Source organism: Prescottella soli (assembly GCF_040024445.1).
GTDB classification, from domain to species: domain Bacteria; phylum Actinomycetota; class Actinomycetes; order Mycobacteriales; family Mycobacteriaceae; genus Prescottella; species Prescottella soli.
On sequence record NZ_CP157276.1, the window covers coordinates 4,442,450 to 4,465,311 of the forward strand.

The following is a 22,862-nucleotide window of genomic DNA, read 5'->3' on the forward strand; positions in this document are numbered from 1 at the left end:
CCCGGGACGAGCGCCGGAGCTGCGCATATTAGACTGTCCAGGTGTCAGAAACCCAGCAGGACAGGCCGGTTCTCGTCGTCGATTTCGGAGCCCAGTACGCGCAGCTGATCGCTCGCCGCGTGCGTGAGGCGAAGGTCTACTCGGAAGTGGTGCCGCACACCACGACCGTCGAGGAGATCGCGGCGAAGAAGCCGCTCGCGGTCGTCCTGTCCGGCGGCCCGTCGAGTGTGTACGAGGAGGGCGCGCCGCAGCTCGACGCAGCCCTGTTCGACCTGGGCGTTCCGGTCTTCGGTATCTGCTACGGCTTCCAGGCGATGGCCAAGGCGCTCGGCGGCACCGTCGCGCACACCGGTGGGCGCGAGTACGGCCGCACCGAGATGAACGTCACGGGCGGCGTCCTGCACGAGGGTCTGCCGGCGACGCAGCCGGTGTGGATGAGCCACGGCGACGGCGTCACGGCCGCGCCCGAGGGCTTCGAGGTCACCGCGTCGAGCGCCGGCGCGCCGGTCGCCGCCTTCGAGGACCGTGCCCGCAAGCTCGCCGGCGTCCAGTACCACCCCGAGGTGCTGCACTCGCCGCACGGCCAGCAGGTGCTCAGCCGCTTCCTGCACGAGATCGCCGAGATCCCCGGCGCGTGGACGGCCGCGAACATCGCCGACGCGCTCGTCGAGCAGGTTCGCGAGCAGGTCGGCGACGGCAAGGCCATCTGCGGCCTCTCCGGTGGCGTCGACTCCGCCGTCGCGGCTGCCCTCGTGCAGCGTGCGATCGGTGACCGCCTCACCTGTGTGTTCGTCGACCACGGCCTGATGCGTGCCGGTGAGCGCGAGCAGGTCGAGAAGGACTTCGTCGCGGCGACCGGCGCCCGCCTGGTGACGGTCGACGCGTCCGAGACGTTCCTGCGCGAGCTGGCCGGGGTGTCCGAGCCGGAAACCAAGCGCAAGATCATCGGCCGCGAGTTCATTCGCAGCTTCGAGGGTGCGGTCTCCGAGGTGCTCGGCGAGAGCGCCGCGCAGGGCGGGACCGTCGACTTCCTCGTCCAGGGCACGCTGTACCCGGACGTCGTCGAGTCCGGCGGCGGCACCGGAACCGCGAACATCAAGAGCCACCACAATGTCGGCGGCCTGCCCGAGGACCTGCAGTTCAAGCTGGTCGAGCCGCTGCGTCTGCTGTTCAAGGACGAGGTGCGTGCCGTCGGTCGCGAGCTGGGCCTGCCCGAGGAGATCGTCGGGCGTCAGCCGTTCCCGGGCCCGGGTCTGGGCATCCGGATCATCGGCGAGGTCACGCAGGAGCGTCTCGCGATCCTGCGTCACGCCGACTCGATCGCCCGCGAGGAGCTCACCGCGGCCGGTCTGGACGGCCAGATCTGGCAGTGCCCGGTGGTGCTGCTGGCCGACGTCCGCAGCGTCGGCGTCCAGGGCGACGGCCGCACGTACGGTCACCCGATCGTGCTGCGCCCGGTCTCGAGCGAGGACGCGATGACCGCCGACTGGACCCGCCTGCCTTACGAGGTGCTCGAGCGCATCTCCACCCGCATCACCAACGAGGTCGCGGACGTCAACCGCGTCGTGCTCGACGTCACCAGCAAGCCGCCGGGAACGATCGAGTGGGAGTGATCCCCTCCTGACCGCACGACAGCGCCCCGGCCACCACACAGGCCGGGGCGCTGTCGTTCGTGCGGCTAGCGCCGCCGTCCGGGGGAGAACACCAGGGCCGCACCGACGGCGACGGCCACGACGATGAAGAGCCAGTGGAACTCGACGTTCGCGAGCGGTTCGAGCGAGAAGGGGCCGATCAGGGCCCACGCACTCACCAGCACTGCGGCGAGGCCGGCGAGCAGCAACCCCACCGACGGGCGGCGGGACGCCTTCACGGTGGACTGTTCGTCGGTGCCGTCGGCACCGGTCTCCGGGGTATCAGCGAATTCAGCCACGTTCGACCCTCACCTCTCCGAGCTTGTTGTCGACCTTCAGTGTCAGGACCGGTCCGGCGGTGCCGTCGGCGCCGCCGTCGACGTAGCCGTCTCCGATGCAACTCTTGTCGCCGACGGTCACCGAGCAGTAGGTCTGGACGTTCATGTTCTGCGGCACGATCACCGTGTAGTTGCCGACCTTGCCGGCGACCCGAACCTCGCGATTCGTGGTCAGGTCGAGGTGCGTGAGATCGAGTGTGAAGTCGCCGACGGTGCCCTCGTAGACGGGGGCAAGTTCGGCCGCCGATGTCGGGGTCCAGATGTGTTCGCCGACCTTGGACTCGTCCCAGTGCATCGGTCCGACGACCGACGCGAGGATGACGAACCCCAGGAGCGGGAACGCGACCACGAGCAACCCGTACCCGCGGCGCAGGAACGAACCGAGGACGAGTCCGACGCCGATCACCGCGAGCGAGATCGCGCCGATCCGGCCGGGCGACATCCATTCCGAGCCGACCACGGCCGACATCGCGGCTGCCGCTGCCGCCGCCAGGACCGCGAGACCGAGGACCACCGAGGTGAACCGTGTGCGTTTCCGGGGTAGTTCCGCCGGCAGTGCAGGTGGGCCGGCCGGTTCGGGCAGGTCCCACGCGAACGGTGCGACGCCCAGCGGATCCCAGGCGGGCGGTGTCGGATCGCCCGCGGCGGGGCGGTCGTCGCCGCTCGCGTCCTGCCGGGGGGCGGGGACGGGTTCGGTGGGTTCGTAGTGGTCGGGCAGCCGCGTGTAGGGACCGTACATGGGCGGCGTGTACGCGGCGGCCTGAGTGGTCTGGAACGGCGTGACCGGATAGCCGGGCATCGGCTGCGCGACGCTTGCCGGCAGCGCCGGGGGGACCGGCTGACGCTGGTACAGCAGCCACAGGCCACCGAGCATCAGCGCAAAGCTCAGGAGGACGGATCCGCCCATGCCGAACCCGATCGGACCGATCGTGCTCAGCGCGATCGCGAGGGCGACGATCAGTACCACCGTCTTGGTGCCGGACTGCGAGCTGCGGCCCCGCCCCAGCAACGATTCGGCGGGCGACACCTGGTCGCCGGGCTTGCCGAGAACCAGCCAGCCTGCGAGGTACAGGATGATGCCGGCGCCGCCGAAGATCGTCGACACGACGAACGCGACCCGCACCAGGACGGGGTCGACGCGGTATCGCTGGCCGATCCCGGCCGCGACGCCGGCGATGTGTCCCTGCTGGGGCAGCCGCAGTGGGCGGGTCCGCCAGAGGTCGTGAAGCTGATCCGAGAAGCTCCCAGTCGTCATGCGTCAATCGTGCCGTCGACAGCGTGGTTCGTACCATCGGGAACTACCCTGATCTTTCCCTGAACCGCAGGCCCGGCGAGCCGTGATCTCAGGGTCGGGCCCTGATGTCACGCCGACGCAACCGTGCCAGGATCGGGACTGTGCACCCTCTGGTCGACCCGAACGAACCGGCGAATTCGGCGGTGAACCCCGCGCTGTCGGCGGTTCCTGCTCTCGTCGTGGACGAAACTCTCTACCCGAAGCTGCAGCGCCGGGTCGGGGGTCGGATCGTCGGCGGTGTCGCCGGCGGCATCGCCGATCATCTCGGCGTCGACGCGTTCAAGGTGCGGGTCGCGTTCACCCTGCTCGCGTCACTGGCGGGCGCGGGCATCCTGGCCTACGGACTGCTCTGGATCTTCACGCCGCCGGGCACCGACACCGAGCGGCCCAGTGCCGCCGAGCGGCGTCGGGCCATGGGCCTGGCCGTCATCGGCCTCGCCGTCGCCGCGAGCCTGAGCTGGCTGATCAACGGCACCGCGGCATCGGTGGTGACGCCGTTCATCGTGGTCGCGGTCGGTGCCGCACTGGTGTGGCGCGAGTTCGACACGGACGGGTCGCGCTCCGTCCTCGGACTGCCGCACCGTCCGACGGTGCTCACGTGGGCGCGGGTTCTCGGTGGCGTCACGCTCATCGTCACGGGCCTCGGCGTGGTTATCCTCGCGCAGGTCGACATCGAGGCGTTGCGGTCGTCGCTGCTGGCGGTCGTCGTGACGCTGATCGGGGCGGGCCTGCTCACGGTGCCGTTGTGGCTCAAGCTGTGGCGGGCGCTCGGCGAGGAGCGCGCGGCGCGCATCCGCAACGAGGAACGCGAGGAGATCGCCTCGCACCTGCACGACTCCGTTCTCCAGACGCTCGCGCTGATCCAGAAGCAGGCGGATTCCCCGCACGAGGTGGCGCGGCTGGCGCGTGGTCAGGAACGCGAGCTGCGCCGGTGGCTGTTCGGCGGGCCGGAGACGGCGCACACGAGCCTGGCGGAGGCGTTGCAGACGATCGCCGGTGAGGTCGAGGACCAGCACGGCGTCACCGTGCGACCCGTCACGGTCGGCGACGTCGCACTTGCGACGGAGGGCAAGGAGGGCTCGGGGCTGTCGCGGGAGTGCTTCACCGCGCTGCTGGGCGCCACCCGCGAGTCCCTCGTCAACGCGGCCAAGCACTCGGGTGTGTCGAGCATCGACCTGTACGCGGAGACCGAACGCGACCAGGTGAGCATCTTCGTGCGCGACCGCGGCGTCGGATTCGATCCGGACTCCGTGCCCGAGGACCGGCAGGGTCTGGCGAAGTCGATCCGCGCCCGCATCGAGCGTCGCGGCGGCCGCGTCGAGGTGCGGTCGACACCGGGGAAGGGCACCGAGGTGCGGATCCACATGCCGCGGCCGGTCAGTGCCGACGACTCGGCTCGGGAGGACGCCGCGGGCGAGCGGGAGGCGATGTCCTAATGTGGGGCCGTGACGACCTCGGCCTCCGCTTCGCCCGTTTCTGACAAGTTCCGTGTCTTCCTCGTGGACGATCACGCGGTGTTCCGCGCGGGTGTGCGTGCCGAACTCGGTCGGGAGTCGGACATGGAGGTCGTCGGCGAGGCCGGTGGCGTCGCGGAGGCGGTCGCCGGCATCAACACGCTGCGCCCACAGGTGGTGCTGCTCGACGTCCACATGCCCGACGGCGGTGGTGTCGCAGTGCTGAACGGGATCGACTCGGGCCCGGTGTGCCTGGCGCTCAGCGTGTCCGACGCCGCCGAGGACGTGATCGCGGTCATCCGGGCCGGCGCCCGCGGATACGTGACGAAGACGATCTCCGGCGCCGAACTCGCGGACGGGGTACGCCGGGTGGCGGGCGGCGACGCGGTGTTCAGCCCGCGTCTCGCGGGGTTCGTGCTGGACTCGTTCACCGGACGGTCGAGTGTGCCGGAGCCGCCGCTGGATCCGGAGCTGGACTCGCTCACCCCGCGGGAACTGGAGGTGCTGCGACTGCTCGCCCGCGGCTACACCTACCGCGAGATCGCGGAGGAGCTGGTGATCTCGGTGAAGACCGTCGAGACCCACGCCTCGAACGTGCTGCGAAAGACGCAGCAGTCCAACCGGAATGCGCTCACCCGGTGGGCGCACCGGCGGCGTATCGACTGAGACCGCGGGCGCGGCTCAGAGCGCCAGTGCGACTATCAGCACCACGACGAACGCCAGCACGATGATGCCGACCATGACCGCCATCGCGAGCGGTGCGGCCGCGACGATCCTGCCGCGCAGGTCCGTCGGGGCCTGCGGGCCGGTCAGTCCCTCGGTGAGCTGACGCAGCCACGCCCGCCCGGCGGGGCGCGGAACCGAACCGAGCGGGGTATTCGGTTGCACTGCAGGAAGATCCGTGGCCGTCGTGGCGCCGAGGCGGCGCCGGGGGATGGCCGCCGGCGCCGAACGGTAGGCCCAGTTCGGGACGGTGCCGTCGGCAGTCTTGACCGGCTCGCCCATCAGCAGGGCGGTGTGTCCGGGGCCGGCGTCGTCGGACCGGAGCGCGACGGCGGCGAGTGCGTCCCGCGCCTGCGCCATCGTGGGGCGGCGGGCCGGGTCGGGTTCGAGCATGTGCAGCAGCGTGTCGGTGAGCGGCCCGCTGAGGCTGGGCCGGTAGATCTCCGCCTTCGCGACCCGGTGCAGCAGCGCGATCGGGTCGCTGTCGAGTCCGAACGGCGGCTGTCCCTCGACCACGGTGTACAGCGTGGCGCCGAGGGAGAAGACGTCGCTGGCCTCGGTGGGGTCGTCGCCGCGGGCCACCTCGGGCGCGAAGTAGGCGGGCGTGCCGGTGATGACGCCGGCCTTGCCGCTGGGTGCGTCGCCCTTCGCGCGCGCGATCCCGAAGTCACTGATCTTGACGATGCCGAGGGCGTCGCCCCGGTCGGCGACGAGGATGTTGCCCGGCTTGATGTCGCGGTGCAGGATGCCGGCCGCGTGGGCGTCGGTGAGTGCGGCGGCGATCTGCGCGCCGATCTGTGCGGCCTCGAACGGGGGCAGGGTGTCGACGAGGTTCATGGCCTCGGCAAGGCTGCGGGACGGCAGGTACTCCATCACGAGCCACGGCTCGCCCGATTCGACGGCGACGTCGTACATCGCGATCGCGTGTTCGTGGGACAACTGCGCGGCGTTGCGCCCCTCACGCAGGGCGCGGTTGCGGACCTCGCGGGCCTCGGCGTCGTCCATCCCGGTGGTGGAGGTGACCTGTTTCACGGCGACCTCACGGTCGAGGAGCGTGTCGTGCGCGAGCCACACTGCGCCCATTCCGCCGCCGCCGAGCTTGGAGCGCAGCCGGTACCTGCCTGCCATCAGGTAGTCCGGCCCGACGACCGCTCGGCTTCGTCGGTCGGATCGGGTGCGTTCCTGCTCAGTCACGCATCCGAGGTTAGTGGATTGCCGGGATTCGGCTTGACGAGCTGACCCCGGGGGAGTTTTACTGGAAGTGTTCGAAAGAATGTTCGAACACTTGTGTGTCGCGTCTTCCCCGCGCGCCGAACCATCTCGAGACCGAAACGTCCCGAGACCAGCACGTGTGACCCGGGGAGCCGATATGACCGAACCTGCCCAGCTGTCCGTACCGTCACCGCCGGCGCCTCCCGTATCCCCGCTGTCCGGGCTGACCCGTCAGCAGCGTCTGGAGTACCTGCGCCGACGGATCGCGGCGGTGCCGGCGCGGGGCGAGGCGGTCTCCCGGGGCGAGGCCGGCGCCGGGGATGTCGCGGAACGGATGCTTCCCGTCCCCGGGCCGCTGGCCACGCTGCTGCCGCACGGCGGGTTGCCCCGGGGCTCCGTGGTCTCGGTCTCCGGTGCGACCTCGCTGCTGCTCGGGCTGTTGGCCGCGGTGACGGAGGCGGGCGGGCATGCCGCGGTGATCGGGCATCCGAAGCTCGGGGTGCTCGCGGCCACCGAGATGGGTGCCCAGTTGCGGAGACTGGCGTTCGTGCCGGATCCGGGGCCGGACCCGGTGGAGGTCGCGGCGGTGCTGCTCGACGGCATGGACCTGGTGGTGCTGGGGCTGGGCGGGATCGCGGTTCCGCCGTCACGGGCCCGGGCCGTGGTGGCGCGGGCCCGCAGCAAGCAGTCGACGCTGGTGGTGACCGACGGGCACTGGGGCGGGGCCGAGGTCCGGTTGGACGCCCGGGTACACGGCTACGACGGGGTGGGTCGCGGCGCGGACGGCGGACGCGGTCGGTTGTGTTCGGTCCGGTTGTCGGTGCGGGCGCAGGGCCGGGCGTTCCAGCCGCGGACCGCGCGCCTGGATGTGCGGTCGAGCTGCGGGCGGGTCGAGTGGGTTCCCGAGGCCGTCGCGCTGATCCCGGATGCGGTGGCCCGATGAGTGCGCGGGTGCTGGCGGTGTGGTGTCCGGACTGGCCCGCGGTGGCCGCGGCCGCGGCGGCGGACCTGCCGGTCACGCACCCGGTCGCGGTGCTGCATGCCAACCGGGTGATCGCGTGTTCGACCCCGGCGCGGTCGCAGGGGGTGCGTCGCGGGCTGCGGCGTCGGGAAGCGCAGGCGAGGTGCCCGGAACTTCATGTGGCGCAGTCCGATCCGGAGCGTGACGCGCGGCTGTTCGGGTCCGTGGTCACCGCCGTCGATGAGGTGGCTCCCGGTGTGGAGATCCTGCGCCCCGGGCTGCTGGTGCTGGCGGCGCGCGGCGCGATCCGATACTTCGGCTCGGAGGAAGCCGCGGCCGAGCGGCTCGTCGACGCGGTGGCGGCGGCCGGGGCGGAGTGCCGGATCGGCGTCGCCGACGAACTGTCCACCGCCGTGATCGCGGCCCGCCGGGCGGCCCTGGTGCCGTCCGGGGACGGCGCCCGGTTCCTCGCGCCGCTGTCGATCGCCGAACTCGCGGCCGAGCCCAGCCTCGCCGCGCCGGACCGCGGCGATCTGGTCGATCTGTTGCGCAGGCTCGGGCTGCGCACCATCGGATCCTTCGCCGAGCTGTCGCCGGTGGACGTGGCGTCGAGGTTCGGCTCCGACGCGGTTCTCGCGCACCGGGCTGCCCGCGGGGAGCCGGAGCGACCGCCGTCGGCCCGCGTCCTGCCCCCGGACCTGGAGGTGGAGCAACAGTGCGATCCGCCGATCGATCGGGTCGACGCGGCGGCGTTCGCTGGGCGGGCCATGGCCGAGCGTCTGCACGCGAAGCTGTCCGGTGCGGGGGTGGCGTGCACCCGGCTACAGGTGTCGGCGAGCACCGGGAACGGCGAGCATCTGGTTCGGACGTGGCGGTGCGCCGAGCCGCTGACGCCGGAGGGCACCGCGGATCGGGTGCGGTGGCAGCTGGACGGCTGGCTCACCGGACGCAGCGAGTCCCGGCCCACGGCCGGGATCACGGTGTTGCACCTCGAGCCGGTCGAAGTGGTCACGGCGGGGGCTCTGCAGCTGGGGCTGTGGGGCGGTGTCGGGGAGGAGGACGAGCGGGCCCGACGGGCGCTGGTCCGGGTGCAGGGTCTGCTCGGCGGCGAGTCCGTCCGGGTGGGAGTGCTCAGCGGCGGACGTGGCCCGATGGAGCGAATCACGTTGGTGCCCTTGGGGGACGAGCTGGTTCCGAATGCGGACCCGGCGGCTCCGTGGCCGGGGCGGCTGCCCGAACCGGCGCCGTCGACGGTGCTGCCGAACACGCCCACGGTGACGCTGCAGGATCGTTCGGGTGGTGCGGTGACCGTTACCGAGCGGGGGGAGTTCACTGCCGCGCCCGCGAGGCTCCGCTGGGGGAGTCGGGAATGGGACGTGCAGGGCTGGGCGGGGCCGTGGCCGGTGGACGAGCGGTGGTGGGACGTCTCGGCGGCGCGGGACGCCGCGCGTGCGCAGGTGCTGCTCGCAGAGTCGCGGGCATTGCTTCTGATCTGCGAGGGAGGAAGGTGGGGCGTGGAGGGCATCTACGAGTAACCCTTGTCGTATACCCATAGGGGGTATACGTTCCCTGAGTATGAACCCGCACGGCGAAGCACTTCACGATCACCACGTGGCGGACGCACCCGGTCACGAGGGTGGGCATTCAACCGGCCATTCGGTCCATTCCGGGCATTCGGGCCATGGAGGGCATGGCGATCACGTCGCCCAGTTCCGCCGGCTCTTCTGGATCATGCTGGTGCTGTCGATCCCGGTGGTCGGTGCGAACATGATGTTCGCGGACCTCGTCGGGTACACGTTGCCGGACAACTCTGCGGTGGAATGGATCTCACCGCTACTCGGCACGGTCATGTTCGTGTGGGGCGGGCGTCCGTTCCTCACAGGCGCGGCGAGCGAGCTCCGGGCGCGTCAGCCCGGGATGATGCTGCTCATCTCGCTGGCGATCACGGTCGCGTTCGTCTCGTCGTGGGGGTCGAGTCTCGGCGTGCTCGGTCACGATCTCGACTTCTGGTGGGAACTGGCGCTCCTGATCGTCATCATGCTGCTCGGCCACTGGATCGAGATGCGGTCGCTGGGGCAGGCGTCGAGCGCGCTGGACCCGCTCGCAGCGCTGCTGCCCGACGAGGCCGAACGCGTCGGCGACGACGGCTCCGTCGCCACCGTCTCGACCGTCGACCTGGTGACCGGCGACATCGTGATGGTTCGCCCCGGTGGACGCATTCCCGCGGACGGCCGCGTCATCGAGGGCGCCGGCGATCTCGACGAATCGATGATCACGGGGGAGTCGCGCACCGTGCGCCGTGAACCGGGGGACCCGGTCGTCGCCGGCACGGTCTCGACCGACTCCGCACTGCGCGTCGAGATCACCGCGGTCGGCGACGACACCGCACTCGCCGGGATCCAGCGGTTGGTAGCGGAGGCGCAGAACTCGTCGTCGCGGGCACAGGTGCTGGCCGATCGGGCCGCGGCGATGCTGTTCTGGTTCGCGCTGGTCGCGGCGGTGACCACGCTGGCGGTGTGGTCGATCTTCGGCACCCCCGAGGAGGCCGTCACCCGAACCATCACGGTTCTCGTCATCGCGTGCCCGCACGCGCTGGGTCTGGCGATCCCGCTCGTCGTGTCGATCGCGACGGAACGCGCTGCCCGCGCCGGCGTGCTCGTCACCGACCGGCGGGCGCTCGAGGCGATGCGCACCGTCGACACCGTCCTGTTCGACAAGACCGGCACCCTCACCAAGGGCGAACCGGCGCTGGTCGCGGCCGCCGCCGTGCCAGGAGTGGACGAGGACACGCTGATCGCGCTCGCGGCGGCCGTGGAACGCGACAGCGAACACCCGTTGGGGCGCGCGATCGTGGCGGCCGCCGGGCATCGGGGCCTGCGGATCCCGCAGGCCACCTCGTTCGAGGCCCGCAACGGCGTCGGGGTGACCGCGATCGTCGACGGATCGGAGATCAGCGTCGGTGGCCCCGGCATGCTCGACAGTCACGGGGCGTCGCGGTTGCCGGTGTCGGAGGAGTGGGCGTCGCAGGGCTCGACCGTCCTGCACGTCCTGCACGACGGCCGCGTCATCGGCGCGCTCGCGCTCGCCGACGAGATCCGCCCCGAATCCCGCGACGCGATCGAGGCGCTGCACGCCCGCAGCGTGAAGGTGGTGATGCTGACCGGAGACGCCTACGCCGTCGCGCGGGCCGTCGGCGACGACCTCGGCATCGACGACGTGATCGCCGGCGTCCTCCCGCGGGACAAGGGGGCGAAGGTCAAGGAGCTGCAGGCGTCGGGTCGCCGGGTCGCGATGGTGGGCGACGGCGTCAACGACGCGCCCGCGCTCGCCCAGGCCGACGTCGGTATCGCGATCGGCGCGGGCACCGACGTCGCGATCGCCTCCGCCGGGGTGGTGCTGGTCAGCGACGACCCCCGCACCGTGGTCTCGGTGATCGAGTTGTCCCACGCGACGTACCGGAAGATGGTGCAGAACCTCGCCTGGGCGGCGGGCTACAACGTGATCTCGGTGCCCCTCGCGGCGGGTGTGCTCGCGCCTGTCGGGTTCGTGCTGCCGATGGAGGTGGGCGCGATCCTGATGTCGGCGTCGACGGTCGTGGTGGCCGCCAACGCGCAGTTGCTGCGCCGGCTGAACCTGGCCCCGCAGCGGCTGACCCGATCGGTTCCCGAGCGGGAGCCCGACTACGCTCGGTGATCGTGCAGCCTACCGAGACGACAGTCAGCCGCAGCGGTCACACGATCGCCTACCGCGACAGCGGTGGCACCGGTTCGGTTGTGGCGCATCCGGTTCCGGTGATCCTGGTGCACGGCATGGGCGGTGACAACCGCACGTGGGATCGGTTCGCGCGATCGGTGACGGCGCAGGGCCGCCGGGTGCTGGCCCTGGATCTGCGCGGGCACGGTCGCAGTGCCCGCGCCGAGTCGTACCTGTTCGGCGAGTTCGGTGACGACATCCTCGGCCTGTGCGAGGACCTCGGATTCGACAGCGTCGATCTGGTGGGGCACTCGCTCGGCGGACACGCGGTGTCGCTGGTCGCGCAGGAACGGCCCGAACTGGTGCGCCGGCTCGTGCTCGAGGAGGCGCCGCTGCCGCTGCGGCCCGGCGATCCGATTCCGAGCTTCGGTGGTCGGCTGCCGTCGCTGGTGGAACTGTGGCACGCCACTACCAGCATGCTGCGCAGTCCGCGCGCGGTGTGGGCGTTTGACCGGTCGATGACGGCGTCGGCGCTCACCCAGTTCCACGAGCCGAATCCGCTGTGGTGGGGACGCCTCGCCGACATCGAGGCCAAGACCCTGATCCTGCGCGGCGGCCCGACCGGCATGGTGGATCCGGTGCTGCTCGAGGCCGCGGTCGACGCGATCGGGGACTGCGAGGTGGTGTCGTTCGCGTGCGGGCACAGCATCCACCGCGACCGGTACTGCGATTTCGAATCCGCGGTGCTGCCGTTCCTGATGGCGCCCTGAATCCCGTTCCCGCGTGGCATCATGCGGGACATGGGTTTCCGGGGTGGTTCACTTCGTGCGAACGGCAAGCTGATCGCCTGGTCCGGCGCCTTCGTGGTGTCGCAGGCCAATATTCTGCGGCTGCTCGGGCCGGTGGGGTCGAAGCTGCTGAAGACGCAGACGGCGCCGTCGGCGCGCGCCTACAGCGCGGTCCTGGACGGGATGGACGCCGTCGAGACCGAGCGCTACCGCAGCCACTTCTACCCGGATTTCGTCCACCCGATCATCTACGCGAACGCGTTGCGGGCCGGGGTCCGGCGCCTCGACGAACTCACGCCGCTGTCGCCGACGACCAAGCGTGCGCTCCTGGCCGCGCCGGTCGTCTCGGCCGCGGGCGACTACATCGAGAACGTCGCCGGCCTGTACCTGCTCGACCACCGCGACCGGATCACCGACGGCGCCATCCGCGCCACGACGGCGGTCAGCACCACGAAATGGGTGCTCGGGCTCGGCACCTTCGCCTACCTGGCGCGGGGCTTCGTCCGGGCGTGGAGCGGACGCTGACGTGTCCGACGAGCTGCCCGTGGAGTACTTCCCCGACCAGGCGACGTTCCGGGAATGGCTGCGCGCCAACGTGTCGTCTCCCGGTGTGCTGGTGAAGATCGCGCGCAAGGATTCCGTGCACACATCGGTGACCTATGCGGAGGCCGTCGAGGTGGCGCTGTGCTTCGGCTGGATCGACAGCCAGGCGCGCAGGCTGGACGACGACTTCCGGTTGCAGCGCTTCACGCCCCGCCGGCCGCGCAGCCCCTGGTCCAAGCGGAACCGTGAGGCCGTCGAGGCGCTGATCGAGCGCGGGCTGATGGAGCCGTCGGGTCTGGCGGCGGTGGAGGCGGCCAAGTCCGACGGCCGCTGGGAGCGCGCGTACGAGGGGCCCAAGGACGCGCAGGTGCCGCAGGACTTCGCCGACGCGCTCGCCGCGAACCCGGCGGCGGAGGCGTTCTTCGCGACCCTCGACAGCCGCAACCGGTTCGCGGCGCTGTACCGCATCCAGGACGCCAAGCGCCCGGAGACCCGGGCCCGGCGGATCGCGACGTTCGTCGAGCAGTTCGCCGAGGGCCGCAAGTTCTACGGGTGAGCGCCGGTACACAATGACGGGGTGAGCGAATCGGTTCTCCAGGCTGGCCCCTCCACGTGTTCCGTGCTGTCCGCGGACGAACCCCTCCCCGGGTCCGCGGCGCACGTGACCGGCTGGGTGTGCGTCGAGTACCCGGGCGCGTGGGGCCGTGACGTGCTGGACGGCACGGCGCTCGGGAGCGAACTCGCGGACGAGCTGTCCCGGCGCGCCGATGCGGCCGGTGTCCGGGTGATGTTCATCCGCCGTCCGGGCCGCACCGAGTACGCCCGCGACGGGCGTACCGTGCTGGTGGCGAACTCGGATCCGGACAACGCGTGGTGCGAGCGGCTCGTGATCGGGGAGGTCGCCGACCTGCTGGACCTCGACCTGAGCCTGGTCTCCGGTCCCGCGCCGGGGCTGGGTGACCGTGTCACCGAGCCCGTCGTGCTGGTGTGTGCGCACGGCAAGCGCGATCAGTGCTGCGCCGTGCTGGGCCGCCCGGTCGCGGCAGCGCTGGCCGCCGAGTTCGGCGACGCCGTGTGGGAGTGCTCGCACACCGGCGGTCACCGGTTCGCGCCGTCGATGATCCTGCTGCCCAGCGGCAACACGTACGGACGGCTCGGCCCGGTGGAGAGCACGTCGGCGGTGCGGGCCGCCGCGACGGACGAGGTGTACCTGCCGGGACTGCGCGGTCGCAGCTACTGGGGGCCGCGCGGACAGGCCGCGGAGGTTCTGGTGCGTCAGGACGTGACCGCCGGTGTGGACGATCTCACGGTGGACGCGGACGGTGACGACGTCGTCGTGACGCACCGCGACGGCCGGCGGTGGCGGGTCGTCACCGAGCAGCGTGAGCTCGCGGCCCGGCCGGCGAGCTGCGGCGCGGTGGCCAAGCCCGTGTACCCCGTGGTGGCGGTGGACATGCACGAACTCCCCGCCGGTGTCCCGGCAGGGAGTTCGTGACGGCTTCGTCGATTCGCGCTGGTCAGCCCGAGAGTTCGGACGAACGCTCGGACCACACCGGGTGCTTGAGCGCGAAGCGCGGGCCGATCGGCGTCACCTTTCGCGGAGCGGCGGTATCGGCGGTCCCGAAATCATTGTTCAGGAACGATTCCGCGGAATCGTCGAGGATATTCATCCACTCGTCGTGCAGAGGCGGGGCCACGGTTCCGGTCAGCGTCGAGGTGTAGCTGCAATTCCGGTAGCCCATGATGTCACTCTTCTTGTCCTTCTTCCACTGTTTGAAGAGCTCACCCTGCTTTTCGACATGAAATTCGGGGTAGTCGGTTCGATCCACCAGGTCGCGAATGTAGGCGGCCTGGAAATCGATCTCCTCGACGGCGGTCCGCAGTTTTTCCTCGCGTTCGCGCCACTCGTCGATATCACGCTCGCGAGTTTCGTGGTCGGGCAATTCGATGCGGCCCAGAATGACGTCGCGCACGTACCACGCCTGGGCGTCGAACATGTTGAACGTGAAGTACTGGTCCTGCATTCCGAGGAAGAGCAACTGCGAATTGGCCTGCGAGACCACACCCTTGTAGATGCCGCGCGGGTAGAGGCGGTTGTTCGTCTTCAGCGTCAGCTCGTCGGGCAGGAACGGGAAGTGGTGGCGGTACCCGGTGCACAGGACGATCGCGTCCACCTCGCGGGTGCTGCCGTCCTGGAATCGCACTGTGTGCCCGTCGATCCCGGTCAGCAGCGGTACCTCGGAGAAGCCCTCGGGCCAGTCGTGGCCCATCGGGTTCGACCGGTAGCTGAACGTGACCTCGGCGGCGCCGTACTTGAAGCACTGCGTGCCGATGTCCTCCGCCGAGTAGCTGCTGCCGACGAGCAGAAGCCGCTTACCTGTGAATTCGCGTGCGTCACGGAAGTCGTGGGCGTGCAGCACCCGGCCCGGGAAGTCCTCGATGCCCTCGAAATGCGGCACGTTGGGCGTCGAGAAATGTCCGGTTGCGACCACCACGTGGTCGAACAGCTCGGTTTCGAGCACGTCGTTGCGGTGGTCGGCGACGGTCACTGCGAACCGTCCCGCCTCACCCTCGTTCGTGGGCGGGACGTACTCCACCCACCGGACGGCGGTGTCGAAACGGATGTACTTGCGCACGTCGTCCTGGTCGACCCGGCCCATGATGTAGTCGTGCAACACGGCACGCGGCGGGTACGACGGAATCGGTCGGCCGAAATGTTCCTCGAAAGAATAATCGGCGAACTCGAGACACTCCTTGGGTCCGTTGGACCACAGGAAGCGGTACATGCTTCCGTGCACCGGTTCGCCATGTTGATCGAGTCCCGTGCGCCACGTGTAGTTCCACATGCCGCCCAGGTCGCTCTGCTTTTCGTAACAAACAATTTCGGGCATCGACCCAAGACCTGATTTCCGTGCAGACTCGAATGCCCTCAGCTGTGCGAGGCCACTCGGACCGGCTCCCAAAATCGCGATCCTTGGCGTCAAAGTTTTCTCCCTATTTTCGTTGGTCCCCTATCCTGCTTAGCACAGCGAAAGATGGTTTGGCCAACTCGCGAATCGAAATTTTGTGCGATTCGTCAGGTGAAATACACCTGTTCACCAGCGCATTCGCGTCACCAGTGTGTGCCCGGGATCAGTCGGGCGAGACGCCGCGCGAACCGCACCGCCGACGCGGTCGGACCGGTCGGTCGTGGTGCGGGAGTCGACGGTTGGGGCGGGAGTTCCGGTGCGGGCCCGACCTCTCCGCGCGCCGCCGGCGAATCGGGGAATGCGTGGTACATCTGCGACAGTGCGCGGTCCTTGAGGCGCGGCGCGAAGATGGCGCCGAACTCTGCGAGGGTGCCGACGGGGACGTCGATGCGCTTGGGCCTCTCGATCAGCGCGCGGACCACCATCGCCGCGGCCTTCTCCGGGCTCGCGGCGGGGCCGGCGTTGTACTGGCCGGTCGGCGCGATCATCGGCGTACGCACCAGGGGCATGTGGATCGTGGTGAACGTGATGCCGTCCGCCAGGGTCTCGGCGGCCGCGACGTCCGCGAAGGCGTCGAGGGCGGACTTGCTCGCGACGTACGCGGCGAAGCGTGGGGTGCGGGCCTGGACGCTGGCGGTGCTGATGTCGACGATGTGACCGAACCGGCGCTCGCGCATGTGCGGCAGCAACGCGAGCACCATCCGCACCGCGCCGAAGTAGTTGACCGCCATGGTCCGTTCGAAGTCGTGCAGGCGGTCCGTCGACCGGTACAGTCCGCGCCGGATGGACCGGCCCGCGTTGTTGACGAGCATGTCCACGTGATCGTGCTCGGCCAGAATGGATTTGACGGTGTGCTCGACGGCTTCGCTGTCGGTGATGTCGCACTGGTAGGCGTACGCGGATCCGCCCGCGTCGCGGACCTGTGACACCACGGCGTCGAGTTCGTCGGCGCGGCGGGCGAGGAGCAGCACGGTGGCGCCCTTGGCTGCGGTGGCGATCGCGGCCGCGCGTCCGATCCCGGATGATGCGCCGGTGATGACGACGTGCCGGTTCACGAGCGGTCCGGCCGGGTCGTCGCGCCGGGCTCGGTCCGGGTCGAGGTGTTCGCGCCAGTAGGTCCACAGCTTCGCCGCGTACGACGGGAACGGCGGAGCCGATATTCCGCTGTCCTGCAGGGCTTCTCGTGTCTTCTCCGTTGTGAACCGGGTCGGGAGGGTGAGGTGGTCGAGCATGATCGGTGGGATACCCATCCGGCGCAGCGTGATGTCGCGGACGCCTCTCGCGCGGGCCGGCGGCGACAGCAGGGGGAGGGCGAGCGCACCGGGCAGGTCCGCGACCGGCGTCGGCGCGTGGGCCGCCTTCGCGAGCGCCGCGTAGATCTGCCGGACGGGTTGGGCGTCGGGGGAGACGAGGTGGAAGGCGCGCCCGTCCAGTCCGGGCCGCAGCATCAACTCCACGAGGGCGGCCGCGACGAAGTCCACCGGAACGACGTTGGTGTAGCCGAGTCTCGGGACCGCGATCGGCAGGGCGGACGGCAGCTTCGCCAGCGCGGCGAGTACGGGGAAGAAGTAGTAGGGGCCGTCGATCTTGTCCATCTCGCCGGTGGCCGAACTCCCGACCACTGCCGCGGGGCGGTAGATCCGCCACGGCACGTCCGAGGCGCGCACCAGACGCTCGGCCTCGAACTTGGTGCGGTGGTACGGCGTCGGGAAGTGCTGGCCCAGATCGAAGTCGTCCTCGGTGAAGCGGCCGCGATGGTCGCCCGCCACCGCGATGGACGAGACGTGGTGCAGGGTCGCGCCGAGCCCGGCGGCCAGGTCGATCACCGATCGGGTGCCGTCGATGTTCGTCGACGCCTGCTCCTCGCCGGCGGTCAGGTCGTAGATCGCACCGAGATGCACGACGTGGTCCGCGGCCGGTGGCGGGGCCTCGAGCCCGAGGCCCGGCTCGGTGAGGTCGCCGACGAGTGCCCGGACCCGGTCGCCGGCCGCCCAGCGGTTCGCCATGTGCTCGAGCTTCGACACCGATCCGGGGCGGACCAGGACGTGGACCTGGCCCGAGGGATCGCGTTCGAGCAGTCGCTCGATCGTGTGCCTGCCGAGGAACCCCGTGCCGCCCGTGACGATGTACGTGGCCATACCCCGGAACTTACTCCGAGGTAAGAAGTGGTGCCAGGGGTCGCGACGAGCGCGGTGTCCTCAGTGCCCCAGGCCGACGCGCGCGTGCAGGCGGCGCATCCAGGCCGGCGCCCACCAGTTGGCCTCACCCATGAGCTTGACCAGCGACGGCACCAGCAGCATGCGCACGACGGTCGCGTCGATGATCAGCGCGAGGATCATGCCGACTCCCAGGAACCGCATGATCGACAGCCCTGACACCGTGAACGCTCCGGTGACGACGATGAGCAGCATCGCCGCCGCGGTGACCACCCGGCCGGTGCGTTCGGCGCCGATCCGCACCGCCTCCTCGGTGCTCGCGCCGGCCGCACGGGCCTCGACCATGCGCGACATCAGGAACACCTCGTAGTCGGTGGACAGGCCGAACACCACCGCCAGGATCAGCACGACGAACGTCGCCTCGAGTGGCGCCGGTGTGACCCCGAGCAGGTCCGCGCCGTGCCCCTCCTGGAACACCCAGGTGAGCACCCCGAACGTGGCCGCGAGGCTCAGTCCGGCCATCGCGACGGCCTTGATCGGCAGCACCACCGACCCGAACGCGAGGAACATCAGCACCAGCGTCGAGGCGACCATGATCGCGATCATCGCGGGGAGCCACCGCACGATGGCGGCGTTGCCGTCGTCGACGGTCGCGCGGCCGCCACCGACGAGCAGTTCGGTGCCCGAGGGTGGGTCGATGGCCCGCAGTCCCTTCACGGCGTCGCTCGCCGCGGCGCCCTCGACGCCCTGCGCGTACAGCGCCTGGATCGCGGTCACGTCGTTCTCGGTGGCGAGCACGACCACCTGCCCGATCCCGTCGACCTGCTTCGCGGCGGCGACGACCTTGGACAGCTCGCCCGGGGACGCCGCCGCGCCGGCGGCGCCGCGCACGATCAGCGTCGCGCCCTCGCCCGTCGACGGGAACTCGGTCGTCAGCGTCTCGGTCGCGACGCGAGCCGGATCGTCGCCGGGCAGTGCGGTATAGGTGATCTCGCCGAGTGTCGCCTTGATCAGCGGTGCGGCCAGCACCAGCAGTCCGGCGGTGATGCCCACCGCCACGACGGCCGGGCGGTGCATCACCCGCGTGACGACACCGCCCCAGAAGCGGCGGGCGCGTTCCTCCCCGCGCTGGGCCGCGCCCTTGCGCCACGACAGTGCGTCGATGCGGTGCCCGAGGATCGCCAGCAGCGCCGGCACCACGGTCAGCGAGAGCACGGCCGCGCCCGTCACGGCCGCGATCGCGCCGAACCCGAGCGAGCGGATCACCGCCTGCGGGAACACGAGCATGCCCGCGAACGCGCACACGAGCAGCAGGCCGGAGAACATGACGGTGCGTCCCGCGGTGAGCACGGTGCGCCGGGCCGCGTCGCCGGTGGAGACTCCGGCCGCGAGTTCCTCGCGGAACCGGCTCACGATGAACAGGCCGTAGTCGATCGCCAGGCCCAGGCCGATCAGCGATGCGACGTTGAGCGCGAACGAACTGACCTCGGTCACCTCGGTGAGCAGGCGCAGGATGCCGAGCGAACTCAGCACCGCGAGCAGGCCCACGAACACCGGTACCGCGGCCGCGACCAGACCGCCGAAGACGAATACCAGCAGGACGAGTGTCACGGGCAGCGCGATCGCCTCGGCCCGCACCAGGTCGGCCTGCAGTCGGCTGCTGAGCGAGACGCCGACCACGGCCCCGCCCGCGAATTCGGATTCCACGCCGTCGATTTCGAGTTTCGGCAGCAACTCGCCGAAGTTCGCGACGGTGACGTGCGCGTCCGGGGAGAGCACGACGGTCGCCGCCACCTTGCGGCCGTCCTTCGCCAGCAGCAACTGCTTCGCCGGCGGCGCGGCGGACCAGTACGACGTCACCGACTCCGTCGGCACCTCGGCCCGGAAGCGGTCGAGGGTCGCGGTGACCTGCGGTTCGAGATCCGCGAGCGTCCCGCCCTCGGGCACCGTGTAGATCGCGACGATGTCGGGGTCCTGCCGACCGAAGTTGTCCTCGACGATCCGCGACACCTCGGCCGACTCGCTGCCCGGATCGTTGTACCCGCCCTGGCTGAGCTTCGAGAACACCCCGGTGCCCCAGATCCCGGCGACGATCGCGGCGACCAGCACCACGGTGAGCACCCACCACTTGCGTGCAACGACGATCGACGCCCAACGTGTCATGCTCGAGTTCTCCGAATCCGGGGACGGCGGCGGGGCCGCCCCCGAACCGGGTGCGGCCCCGCGACTCTAGCGACACACGTGGCTGTTCAGGCGCGGCCGGTCACTTGAGGCCGGAGCGGACGAACGCGTCGACGACGTGCCGCTGCAGGAATATGTAGATGAGGAAGATCGGCAGGCACGCGATGCCGGCCGCCGCCATCACCGCACCCCAGTTGTTGCCCTCGGCGCCGAGGAAGCTGCGGATACCGATCTGCACCAGAGCATCCGAGTTCCGCAGGATCAGCGACGGCCACAGGTACTCGTTCCACGCCGAGATGAACAGCATGATCCCGAGCGCCGCGAGTGCCGGACGCATGTTGGGCACGATCACCTTCCACAGCGCCGCCCACGCGCCCTGCCCGTCCATCTCGCTCGCGTCGAGCAACTCGCGCGGGAACGCCTCCATATGCTGACGGAGGAGCATCACGCCGAACGCCGAGCACAGGTTCGGGATCACCACGCCGGCGACCGTGTCGAGCAGTCCCATCTGCGAGATCAGCAGGTAGTTGGGGATCATCGTGACCTGGAACGGAACCAGCCACGAGCCGACGAACAGCAGGAACAGCAACTGCTTGCCGACGAAGTTCCACCGCGCGAACCCGTACGACGCGAGCAGCGCCACGAACAGTTGGCTGACGGCCACCACGAACGCCATCGCGAACGTGTTGGCGAGCATCGAGAGCATCGGGATGGTGTCGAAGACGTACCGGAAGTTCTCCGTGCTGAGCGGCCACGGAACGGGACTGCCGGACAGGGAGTCCTCCGGCCGGCGCAGCGCCGTCGCGAACATCCAGTACACCGGGAAGACGCTGAACACCGCAAGAGCCGCGAGGACGATGTGGCCGACTGCCACGCGTCGGCCGCTCTTTCGCCGCGGCGCGGGGGCTTCCTGCGGCGCGGGGGTTTTCTGCGGCACTGGGGTTTCGCGCGGCGCGTACGGTGCTGCGCCGGCCTTGGGGGGATCGAGAATGACGAAGGCCATGACGTTTTCCTAGTTGTCGTAGAAGCTCAGTCGCTCGGACAGCCGCACGAACACGAGCGCGATCACGCCGAAGCCGAGGAAGAACAGCGTGCCCGCGGCCGCCGAGAGTCCGGCGTCGAAGTTGCGGAAACCGAACTCGTACAACAGGTAGTAGATGTTGGTCGTCGATCCGCTGGGGCCGCCCTGGGTGAGGACGTCGATCACCGGGTACGTCCACTGGGCACTGAGCAGGATCGTCATGAGCGCCAGGAAGACCAGTGTGGGCGAAAGCAACGGCAGCGTGATCCGCCGGGTGATGGTGGACGGGGTGGCCCCGTCGAGTGCGGCCGCGTGGCCGTAGTCGGGGCTGATGCCGGCCATGCCCGCCGAGATGACGAGGACGCCGAAGCCGAGCATCTGCCACCCGACGATCACGACGACGCCGATCAGCGCCAGCTTCGGATCACGGAACACGTTGCCCAGATCGTGGCCCATGGTGGCCGAGATGCGCGGGATCATGCCGTTGTCGGGGTTGAACAACCAACGCCAGATGGCGCTGCTCGCAACCGGTGTGACGAGGAACGGCACGAAGATCAGCGCCTGGTAGAAGGTGCGGGCGCGTCCGCTCACCCGGGTGCACAGCAACGCGATCGCGAGCGGGAGCACCAGCGAGAACACCATGAACGCGGCGATGTACAGCACTGTGTTCCACAGGGCCTGGTGAAGTTCCGGCAGCGACAGCACGGCGGTGTAGTTGTCGAGTCCCACCGGCTTCTTGGGGCTCGTCGGAATCATGTTCCACTTGTAGAACGAGAGCCCGACGGTTTCGGCGAGCGGCTTGTAGGTCCACAGGACGAGCAAAGCCACGGCCGGCAGCAGGAACAGGTAGGGGACGGCGCGGCGCGACACACGCGACCGCCACCCCGCCCCGGCCCGCACGGGCTGGGGCGAGGCGGCGGTCGGCGGCCCGACGCTCGCCGGAACTTCGACGAACATTGATTTCTCGCAATCGGTTTCGGGAGGGCGTCAGTGGCTCGTCGACTGGGCCATGGCCGCGAGCTGCTCCTCGGGGGACAGCGACTGGAAGTAGCGCAGCTGCTCCAGCGTCACCTCGTACAGCGTCGGGCCCTCCTCGACCGGCACGACCGTGTGCAGGATCCGATCCGAGTACACGTGCACCAGGTTGAACGACTGGCTGCTGTCCTGGCCGCGCATGCCGCCACCGGAGGGGAACAGGTCCTGGGTGTAGCAGGTGGCCGATGCCACCGACACCGGGATGCCGGCGAAGGTGCACGTCGTCGAGTAGTGCAGGTGGCCGCCGAGGATGGCGCGGACGTCGGTGCCGCGCAGGACGTCCTCGAGCCGGCTCTGGTCGCGGAGCTCGACGGACTCGAGCAGCTCCAGCGGGCTCGGCACCGGCGGGTGGTGCAGCGTGAGCAGTGTGCCGTGCGGGGCCGGCGTCGCGAGAACGTCACGGAGCCAGTCGATCTGCTCGTCGGTGATCTGGCCGTGGTGGTGGCCCGGGACGGTGCTGTCGAGGGCGATGATCCGCAGACCGTCGATGTCGTGGACCATGTCCACCGACTCCTGCGTGGGCTCGGCGCCGAGCAGTCCGGCGCGGAACTCGGGCCGGCTGTCGTGGTTGCCCATCACCCAGATCACCTTGGCGCCCAGCTTCTCCGCGGCCGGCTCGACCAGGTCGCGCAGTCGTGCGTACGCCTGCGGATTGCCGGCGTCGGCGAGGTCGCCGGTGAACACGATCGCCTCGGGGCGCTGGCCGGCGCGGTCGAGGCGGTCGAACAGACGACCCAGGTTGGCGTCGCTGTCGACCTTGCCGTGGAGCAACTCGCCGTCGGCGACGAAGTGGGTGTCGCTCACGTGCAGGATGTAGTGGTCGGGCTGTCCGTACTCGCTCATGATCGTTCCTCGAAGTTCGT

General features: G+C 70.1%; 19 protein-coding genes. 10 read left to right on the plus strand and 9 right to left on the minus strand.

Annotation, left to right across the window (positions count from 1 at the left end; all coding sequences use genetic code 11):
• Positions 1-41 precede the first annotated feature (41 nt).
• Positions 42-1,613, plus strand: a complete 1,572-nt coding sequence (guaA, locus tag ABI214_RS20610; RefSeq protein WP_348604324.1) for a glutamine-hydrolyzing GMP synthase — start codon at positions 42-44, stop codon at positions 1,611-1,613.
• A gap of 65 nt (positions 1,614-1,678) precedes the next feature.
• Here the strand turns inward: guaA and ABI214_RS20615 are convergent, their stop codons facing one another.
• Together ABI214_RS20615 and ABI214_RS20620 are read right to left on the minus strand one after the other, a co-directional pair.
• The gene (locus tag ABI214_RS20615; RefSeq protein ID WP_348611825.1) at positions 1,679-1,870 is read right to left on the minus strand and encodes a hypothetical protein; all 192 of its coding nucleotides are present in this window, start codon (positions 1,868-1,870) and stop codon (positions 1,679-1,681) included.
• Positions 1,871-1,922: 52 nt separating this feature from the next.
• Positions 1,923-3,224 carry a PspC domain-containing protein gene (locus tag ABI214_RS20620; RefSeq protein ID WP_348604325.1) on the minus strand — a complete coding sequence of 434 codons (1,302 nt, stop codon included), beginning with the start codon at positions 3,222-3,224 and terminating at the stop codon, positions 1,923-1,925.
• A 104-nt stretch (positions 3,225-3,328) separates the two neighbouring features.
• Between ABI214_RS20620 and ABI214_RS20625 the strand changes: the two genes are divergently transcribed.
• A complete protein-coding gene (locus ABI214_RS20625; RefSeq protein WP_408586193.1) occupies positions 3,329-4,699 on the plus strand; it encodes a PspC domain-containing protein in 1,371 nt (456 codons plus the stop codon).
• 9 nt (positions 4,700-4,708) lie between these two features.
• On the plus strand, positions 4,709-5,383 hold the full coding sequence (locus ABI214_RS20630; protein WP_348604326.1) for a response regulator transcription factor: 675 nt from the start codon (positions 4,709-4,711) through the stop codon (positions 5,381-5,383).
• A gap of 15 nt (positions 5,384-5,398) precedes the next feature.
• Here the strand turns inward: ABI214_RS20630 and ABI214_RS20635 are convergent, their stop codons facing one another.
• A complete protein-coding gene (locus ABI214_RS20635; RefSeq protein ID WP_408586195.1) occupies positions 5,399-6,634 on the minus strand; it encodes a serine/threonine-protein kinase in 1,236 nt (411 codons plus the stop codon).
• A gap of 175 nt (positions 6,635-6,809) precedes the next feature.
• On the opposite strand from ABI214_RS20635, the gene ABI214_RS20640 reads away from it, so the two are divergent.
• Genes ABI214_RS20640 through ABI214_RS20670 form a run of 7 tightly spaced genes read left to right on the plus strand, consistent with a single transcriptional unit; the run spans position 6,810 to position 14,132 of the window.
• Positions 6,810-7,595 carry a hypothetical protein gene (locus ABI214_RS20640; protein ID WP_348604327.1) on the plus strand — a complete coding sequence of 262 codons (786 nt, stop codon included), beginning with the start codon at positions 6,810-6,812 and terminating at the stop codon, positions 7,593-7,595.
• Positions 7,592-9,148, plus strand: coding sequence for a DNA polymerase Y family protein (locus ABI214_RS20645; protein WP_348604328.1), 1,557 nt, complete (start codon positions 7,592-7,594; stop codon positions 9,146-9,148). Before ABI214_RS20640 ends, ABI214_RS20645 begins: the two co-directional genes overlap by 4 nt.
• A 40-nt stretch (positions 9,149-9,188) precedes the next feature.
• The gene (locus ABI214_RS20650) at positions 9,189-11,306 is read left to right on the plus strand and encodes a heavy metal translocating P-type ATPase (RefSeq protein ID WP_408586198.1); all 2,118 of its coding nucleotides are present in this window, start codon (positions 9,189-9,191) and stop codon (positions 11,304-11,306) included.
• A gap of 2 nt (positions 11,307-11,308) precedes the next feature.
• The gene (locus ABI214_RS20655; RefSeq protein ID WP_348604330.1) at positions 11,309-12,076 is read left to right on the plus strand and encodes an alpha/beta fold hydrolase; all 768 of its coding nucleotides are present in this window, start codon (positions 11,309-11,311) and stop codon (positions 12,074-12,076) included.
• A 21-nt stretch (positions 12,077-12,097) separates the two neighbouring features.
• Complete coding sequence (locus tag ABI214_RS20660; RefSeq protein WP_348604331.1) at positions 12,098-12,619, plus strand: hypothetical protein; 522 nt, start codon at positions 12,098-12,100, stop codon at positions 12,617-12,619.
• Between the two features lies 1 nt (position 12,620).
• Positions 12,621-13,193, plus strand: a complete 573-nt coding sequence (locus ABI214_RS20665; protein ID WP_348604332.1) for a YdeI/OmpD-associated family protein — start codon at positions 12,621-12,623, stop codon at positions 13,191-13,193.
• A gap of 21 nt (positions 13,194-13,214) precedes the next feature.
• Positions 13,215-14,132, plus strand: a complete 918-nt coding sequence (locus tag ABI214_RS20670; protein WP_348604333.1) for a sucrase ferredoxin — start codon at positions 13,215-13,217, stop codon at positions 14,130-14,132.
• A gap of 22 nt (positions 14,133-14,154) precedes the next feature.
• Here ABI214_RS20670 and ABI214_RS20675 read toward each other — a convergent pair whose 3' ends face one another.
• The 6 genes from ABI214_RS20675 to ABI214_RS20700 form a co-directional block, all read right to left on the minus strand.
• A complete protein-coding gene (locus tag ABI214_RS20675; RefSeq protein WP_348604334.1) occupies positions 14,155-15,621 on the minus strand; it encodes a flavin-containing monooxygenase in 1,467 nt (488 codons plus the stop codon).
• Positions 15,622-15,749: 128 nt separating this feature from the next.
• Positions 15,750-17,744 carry an SDR family oxidoreductase gene (locus ABI214_RS20680; protein WP_348604335.1) on the minus strand — a complete coding sequence of 665 codons (1,995 nt, stop codon included), beginning with the start codon at positions 17,742-17,744 and terminating at the stop codon, positions 15,750-15,752.
• Between the two features lie 60 nt (positions 17,745-17,804).
• Positions 17,805-19,925, minus strand: coding sequence for an MMPL family transporter (locus ABI214_RS20685; protein WP_348604336.1), 2,121 nt, complete (start codon positions 19,923-19,925; stop codon positions 17,805-17,807).
• 100 nt (positions 19,926-20,025) lie between these two features.
• Entirely contained in the window at positions 20,026-20,946 is a 921-nt protein-coding gene (locus tag ABI214_RS20690) for a carbohydrate ABC transporter permease (protein WP_348604337.1), read from the minus strand.
• 9 nt (positions 20,947-20,955) lie between these two features.
• Positions 20,956-21,921, minus strand: coding sequence for a carbohydrate ABC transporter permease (locus ABI214_RS20695; protein WP_348604338.1), 966 nt, complete (start codon positions 21,919-21,921; stop codon positions 20,956-20,958).
• A 30-nt stretch (positions 21,922-21,951) separates the two neighbouring features.
• Positions 21,952-22,842, minus strand: a complete 891-nt coding sequence (locus tag ABI214_RS20700; protein WP_348604339.1) for a phosphodiesterase — start codon at positions 22,840-22,842, stop codon at positions 21,952-21,954.
• Positions 22,843-22,862: the final 20 nt, after the last annotated feature.